Here is a 7,821-nt window from a genome sequence, read left to right on the forward strand (position 1 = left end):
GTTTTTCGCTTATTTTAACCTAAAAACACTACTAAACCCTTAATTTACAATGCTTTTAATTCCGAACTGAGGTTATTTAGTATTTTCTGATGTCCTAAATTGTATATAAATTGGCTATAAGTCATATATTAAGTCTTTTTAGATTTTCTTAGAATAAGATTTATTTTAAATTCTGTCTGAGGATATATGAACTTAGCAATAGTTGATAAACATTTAAGGCTAAAGCTTTAATAAATGTTTATACTAATTTTCTTTGTTTATTTTTTAGCAATTTTTATAATTCCACTACAAGCTAGTGCTGCACGCATAATGAATGGAAATCCTACTAAGCAAGATTGGGCATGTACAGTAGATGAAGATGGTCAATGGGACTGTCGTAAATCACCAAAGCCAAAGAATATTTTTGCAAAAGAGTTAAAGGTTAGTCAGAAACAAAAAGCACTAGCTAATGATTGGGGTTGGGTTAATAAACCCTCTTATATGGTTGGAGGTTATTATAATAACGATAGCCAATTTACCAAGGCACTATGTAAATCCAAAGAAACAAAAATATCCAGTGAAAATTCTCAATATGATTTAGATGGAAATTTGATTACATCTGGAAATGTTGACTTTCTTCAGTGTAACCAAGAAGTGTATGCCAATAATGCTATTGTTGGGTTTAATAATAGTTTATCTTCAGTCAGATTTCTAGATGCCATTGGTAATGTGACGGTAAGAAAACCAGCAACAGGGCTTGTTATACGTACAAAAGATCTGAGCGCAAATTTCGATGATGATTCATATAGTGCTGGGCAGACCTATTTTAGGATGGCCAGAGAAACTCCAAATACTCGTATGTATAATAAAGAAAACTTTAGTGGCTATATAAGAGGTTATGGTAAATCTTTTATTAAAGAAAAGAATAATATTTTTATATCAGATGGTTATATAACCACAGGTAGTCCATATGATAATGACTGGAGATTAACTGGGAAAAATATTGATATAGATACTAAAGCAAATATGGCATATATAAAAAATGGTTATTTTGAAATCAAAGATATACCTGTTATGTATATACCATACTACTCTCATCCTCTTGATAATAAAAGAAGGTCTGGGTTCTTAATGCCAAGTATCCTCCAAAATACAAATGTTGGTTATGGTATATCTATTCCTTATTATTTTAATCTTGCACCTAACTATGATTTATTGTTAGATACAGTACTTTGGTCAAAAAGAGGTTTGATGGAAAATGGTACTTTTAGATATATGTCAGAGAATACCCAAGAGCAATTTGAAGGATCTATAGTCCCTTATGATTTTCAGGCACAAGAAATAAGAGGAGCATTTACTTTGACTAGTAAGAGTGCTTTTAAGAGTGGCATATCGACAAACTTTGAGTATGATTATGTGAGTGATGCTCAGTATTATAATGATTTCTCAGTTGGAAATATTAACTTAGTTACCAAAACATTACTTGATAGAGAGTTTGATTTGGATTATAAAAACAGTTATGGTAATTCAGGCATTAAAATTTTATATTACGGTAAAGTAAATCCAACATTAACAGTTGATAATACGCCATATGCAAAGTTACCCGAAGTGAGATTTAATCTTACATCTCAAGGCTATACTCCAAACTATCTAACAGTAAAGGTTGATACCCTTAATACATTTTTCCAAAAATCTCCCGGCCCTGTATCAGGAGATCCTGGTGCGGCATTAGGAACAAATGTGAATGCTTTTAGAGGTTATGAGTCGCCAAAGCTTGCTGGAAACTATACTAATAGTTGGATCTATATAAAGCCATCTTTAGAAGTACCTATTCGTTACTATCAGTTGGAAAGAAAACCAACAGATACTATTAAGTTTAATAATAGTTCTGTAACAAGTATAATCCCAATATTTAATATTGATGCTGGAGCATACTTTGATCGTGATGTTACAAATGATGTAGGTTCATTCACACAAACACTACATCCTAGGTTGTTCTATACATATATTCCATATCAGGATCAGACAGATATTCCTCTATTTGATACCAGCTTACAGAATGAGCAATATGAGCAGATGTTTCAAGTTAACCGTTTCACAGGACATGATAGGATTAATAATGCTAATCAGGTCACATATGCATTAGAGGCATCAACGTTAGATAAATCTGATGGTAGTACTTTAGCTACAGCAAAAATTGGGCAAATGCTGTACTTTACAGATAGAAGAGTTACTTTATGTCAAGGTAATTCAAAGTGTCCTAATCCCGGTATGACAGACGAATTTTCAAAAGATACTTTTTCTCCAATTATGAGTTCTTTTGATATGTATATAACTAAGAATTTATACTTTAATGGTCAGGTAAACTATAGGATTAATAGAAATAATTTAGACTATCAGGTTTACTCTCTAGTATATAAAGACGAAAATGAAAATATCCTTAGTGTTTCATATAATAATATTGCAAATAATTGGAATGCCTTAACTCAGCAACAAATAGATGATGGAGTTGCTCCTCAGCATCAAGAAACTATTACATTAGGTACAATATTAAATATCACAAATAACTGGGCAGTAGCTGGATTATGGAACTATAACTTTCAACAAAAACAGCTTGCTAATGCTTTTGTTGGAGTTCAATATAATGCCAAATCATGGGCCATTAGATTTTTATATCAAGCAAGTGCTTATACAAACCAAGACCTTAATGAGCCTACTTTATTAGGAGGCCTTACAGATACATTCTTATTTTCTTTTGAACTTAAAGGCCTTGGTGGCGGGGTTGGTAATGCTGATAAGCTATATTCACGACTACAGCAAATACCTGGTTATGCACAAGGACAATGGGGTAAATCAGGATGATTTATATAACCTAATTTTTATTTGTTTTAAAAATTATTATTTATAACGAATTATGAATGAATTTAGATATAAATAATTTAAGAGTACTTTTATGGTCTGTTGATATTTGAAATATCTTGTAAGTTATAAAGGTTTAGAAACACGCTTAAAGAAAGAGGCGTAAATGTAAGTTATAAAATTATCTATAGCTAGGCTATTCAATATTCTTTAGAACTGAAGAAAAAATTCAAAAATAAAATCTGTTTCTAAACTTTAGGTGTCTTAAATTGTATATAAAATGACTAGAACTCATGTATTAAGCTTATTTAGTCTTTCTTAAAATTAGATTTATTTTAAATTTTATTAGTAAACTATATGACAGGGTTAATAAATGATTTTAAATTCAAATTAAGTTTTTTACTTTTTATAATATTTTCAGCTTTGCTTCTAAGTGCGTGTGGTAAACATCATAAGCCAATGTTTAGGGTAACATATGTGTGTACTAATGATAGGGTTTGTAGTTTAACATTGGTTCCTTTAGATGCTGTATATGAGCAGGACTTGATTACAGATCAGTTTTTATATTCTAAACCATATCCGAACGGATTTGTAAAGACAACTATTAGGTGGTTTGCAGATAGTCAAAGCAAGGCAGCACTTGCGAGTGAGAAAGAGTTAGATGAGCGTAATCTAATAAGTTGTACTAATAATCAGTGTACTTTGAATAGTAATCCCACAGGTCTTCGATTTGACGGAAATGCTACCCATGCCACAGTGTATGTCAAAGGTGAGGCATCGATTAACAATAAAATTTATCCTGTTAATTTATCAACTAAGATAAAGTTCAATAATTTAGGTGCTCCAACGATAGCAAAAGATGGTGTATGTAGTTCAGCTTATCCAAATTGTCATTTTAAGGTGACTAAAGATCCCAAAGGAGGTTATTCTCCGCTTTATTATAAATGGTTATTAAATAATAAACAGATAGCACAGACAAGAAGTGATGATGATAATAAAGGTAAGTTAAATTATAGATTCAAAAGTTTTAGTCATAATATGATCTTGCAGATGGTTGCTGTAGATAAATATGGTGACCAATCACCGCCATCGAATAAGGTTAATATATCTAGTTTAAGAGTGTCAATTGAGGGGGAGACACATGTGTCTACTTCATCAGAATATACGTATAGAGCTATTGTGAAAGGGGATGGTCCAGCTATAGAGGCAACTGGCTTTAGATGGTATTTGCCAAAAGGTTGGCATGTTAAGAGTGGTACTCCTGCTAATCTAAAAGAAATAAAAGTTGTAACATCGAGTAATATTTTGACTTCAGCGGTTATCAGAGTATCAGCAAAGGACATAAAAGGAGGAGAAGGTGAGTCAGCACCTTTTCATGTAACTATGCGTGATGGTTCACTAGGCCCTAAAGGGGGTGTGGTTGAGCCGGATTCTGATAGTGTTACTGTGGGTTCGACTGTTTTATATACTGCAAGCGGCTTTAAGGTAGAAGGAGGTTCATCGACATATAGATTACTAAATCTTATGAAGGGTGATATATCTGGGGCTATTGATGCAAATGGTTATAAGTGGGCAATGGATGAAAAAAAATATGGGAAAGATTTTAGTTTGGGTACTAGTTCGACGAATCAAGTATCAGTTACAGTTTTAAATTCTAAATTAACTAGTATTCCTACAGATGCGATTTGGGTTGAAGCTAGTGATATAGGTAAGGATAAAAAGCGTCATTATAGTAGAGATGTACATCCTGATAAAGCTGTAGCTATAATTGGAGGTAAAGTTGGACCCACAGGAGGTAAGATAGTTCCTGAATCAACAGTAGTACCTGTTGGAGGGGAGGTAACCTTTGATGCAAAAGATTTTGTAGTTCAGAAAGGACATAAATTAAATTTAAAAGGATATCAGTGGCGAATAGCACCTATGTATGCGAATTATTTTAGCTTTGTAAATTCTAAAAATACATCAGATAAGGTCAGGGTTAGAGTTGAGAAGAAGGCTACTAAACTTAGTGAGATACCAGCAGGCTCTATAGGAGTGGTAGCACATGATAAGAAGGGTAATCCTAGTCATTTAGTGTTACTAGATAAGCCGATAAAAATAACAAAAATACTCTTAAAGGCAAATGTTAAATTAAAAGGCTCAAGCATAATAGCATATAATTCTATTAACTCTCAGAGTATTAGATATCAAGTTAATGCATCAGGAGGTCAAAAACCTTATAGGTATGATATTGATAAGTTTAGTATAAAAGTTAAGCATCCTGATATTACAGCGGTGACAGTGAATAATGCGGGACAGGTAAGTCTAACGGTTAAAGCCGGAGCTAGTGCAGATGCAATTAATCCTGGAGATATAAAGGTTGGAGTAAAAGATTCATTTGGTACTATAGTTTCAGGACATCCGACACAAGTTGTTACAATAAAAGGACGAGGTGGAATACCTACAGTTAGTGTTGCATTAAACGGTTCAAACGTAATACCGTATAATTATATTAACTCTCAGAGCATTAGATATCAAATTAAAGTATCAGGAGGTCAAAAACCTTATAGGTATGATATTGATAAGTTTAGTATAAAAGTTAAGCATCCTGATATTACAGCGGTGACAGTGAATAATGCGGGACAGGTAAGTCTAACGGTTAAAGCCGGAGCTAGTGCAGATGCAATTAATCCTGGAGATATAAAGGTTGGAGTAAAAGATTCATTTGGTACTATAGTTTCAGGACATCCGACACAAGTTGTTACAATAAAAGGACGAGGTGGAATACCTACAGTTAGTGTTGCATTAAACGGTTCAAACGTAATACCGTATAATTCTATTAACTCTCAGAGCATTAGATATCAAATTAAAGTATCAGGGGGTCAAAAACCTTATAGGTATGATATTGATAAGTTTAGTATAAAAGTTAAGCATCCTGATATTACAGCGGTGACAGTGAATAATGCGGGACAGGTAAGTCTAACGGTTAAAGCCGGAGCTAGTGCAGATGCAATTAATCCTGGAGATATAAAGGTTGGAGTAAAAGATTCATTTGGTACTATAGTTTCAGGACATCCGACACAAGTTGTTACAATAAAAGGACGAGGTGGAATACCTACAGTTAGTGTTACATTAAACGGTTCAAACGTAATACCGTATAATTCTATTAACTCTCAGAGCATTAGATATCAAATTAAAGTATCAGGAGGTCAAAAACCTTATAGGTATGATATTGATAAGTTTAGTATAAAAGTTAAGCATCCTGATATTACAGCGGTGACAGTGAATAATGCGGGACAGGTAAGTCTAACGGTTAAAGCCGGAGCTAGTGCAGATGCAATTAATCCTGGAGATATAAAGGTTGGAGTAAAAGATTCATTTGGTACCATAGTTTCAGGGTGCCCGACACAGGATGTTATAATAAATGGATCATCAGTTGCCCCGAAATTTACAGTTTCTGGTCCAGCTACGGTGAAATATGGAACTACTTTGTTTACGTATAAAGTAACTACGCCAGATACAGCAGATAAGTTTGATTGGAGTAAGGCAATTCAAACTCTTAAAGGGTTAAATTATGTCCAAGATGCAGTAGTCTCACCTACTAATGCAAAAGAATTAGACGTAACATTAGATGTTAGTAAGATACCGCCTAGAGGTGATAGTATAGATGGATCAAAAATTAGTGTAACAGGAACAAATACACAAGGATCAACAACTACTAACGCGACATCTGCTGTCAAGATTAATGGATCAAATAGTGTACCTAAAGTTAGTGTGGAGATAAATCCTACAAATGGTATAGTTCTATATGTAGCTGGAAGTACTAAGACTCTTATATATACAGCTATTAGTAAAACAGGGAAAGCTTATAAATGGGCTGTACCGACTAGCATATCACAAGCCAAAGGAATAATAAGTGTTACTGGAGAAAATGCAAATACACTAGAATTAAAAATTGATGATACAGATATAGCTGCATCTGGATTAAAGATAAATAAAGGAGATATAACAGTTATAGCAACAGATGATAAAGGTGTCAAATCTAAGCCAACTGCTGCACCAGCAGCTACGATTAATGGATCAAATAGTGCACCTGAGATTAAGAGCGTAAAACCTAAAGCAAGTAGTATCCCTTATAGTAGTTCACCTCAAGTATTTACGTATCATGTTGACGCTACAGCTAAAGGTGGGGCGACTATAAGCAGCTATCAATGGACAGTTCGTAATTTACCTAGCGGAATCAAGCCTGAAATAACTGATTCTGCTACTTTAAAGTTAAACGTTCCAGCTGGCGTTACAAAGAATGCAAAAATTTCAAAAAATGATATTAGTGTAAAGGTTGTTGATTCAAACGGTAACATTATTGAAAAAAATGCTGATTCTGATGTTATGATATTAGCTCTTCCTGCTATTAAGCTATTATCTGTACATGGAGGGCCATGGCATTGGATAGGAGTGGGGTTTGATAAATTTAAAGTGCATATCGAAAACGTTAAAGCAGGAGATGAAATAAGTTTACAATATGAAAATGTTCATACTGGGGTAACAGGACTTGCAGATAAAAATGCTGCCTTAACTCTAACAAAGGATTCTGAAAGTGAGGACTATTATTTTTGGAATCTAAATAAAGACGGTTATGGTTATAGTAAAGGTGCTTCATGTTCTAATCCAAGCTATTATATATATGCACAAATTAAACGCGGGACAGAAACTTGGACATCAAAAAAGTATAAGCTCAGTATTGCTATAAAGAGTAGATCGGGGAGAAATATTTACTTGAATGTATATACATCTTCTCATATATTTGCCTTTGAAGATTTTGCTCAGATATACCAAAAATATCTACGGATATCACAGTATTCGTGCTAAAAAATATTTCTTTTAAGAAAACAAAAGCTTGTTATAAGTTTAGTTACAACAAGGTCTTTGGGGTCTTTACAGATAATTGTGTAAATTTTAATTAGGTTATATATTTTAAATATAACAATAAGGGATTTACAGAAT

2 protein-coding genes are annotated in these 7,821 nt (G+C 33.4%); both read left to right on the forward strand.

The genetic code is table 11. The features are described 5' to 3' along the window. Positions 1-234: 234 nt before the first annotated feature. The gene (locus AB8E56_RS10865; RefSeq protein WP_329481015.1) at positions 235-2,841 is read left to right on the forward strand and encodes an LPS assembly protein LptD; all 2,607 of its coding nucleotides are present in this window, start codon (positions 235-237) and stop codon (positions 2,839-2,841) included. Positions 2,842-3,195: 354 nt separating this feature from the next. After that, on the forward strand, positions 3,196-7,686 hold the full coding sequence (locus AB8E56_RS10870; protein ID WP_329481017.1) for a hypothetical protein: 4,491 nt from the start codon (positions 3,196-3,198) through the stop codon (positions 7,684-7,686). Positions 7,687-7,821: the final 135 nt, after the last annotated feature.

Source organism: Francisella sp. 19X1-34, from assembly GCF_041102755.1.
Lineage (GTDB): Bacteria > Pseudomonadota > Gammaproteobacteria > Francisellales > Francisellaceae > Francisella.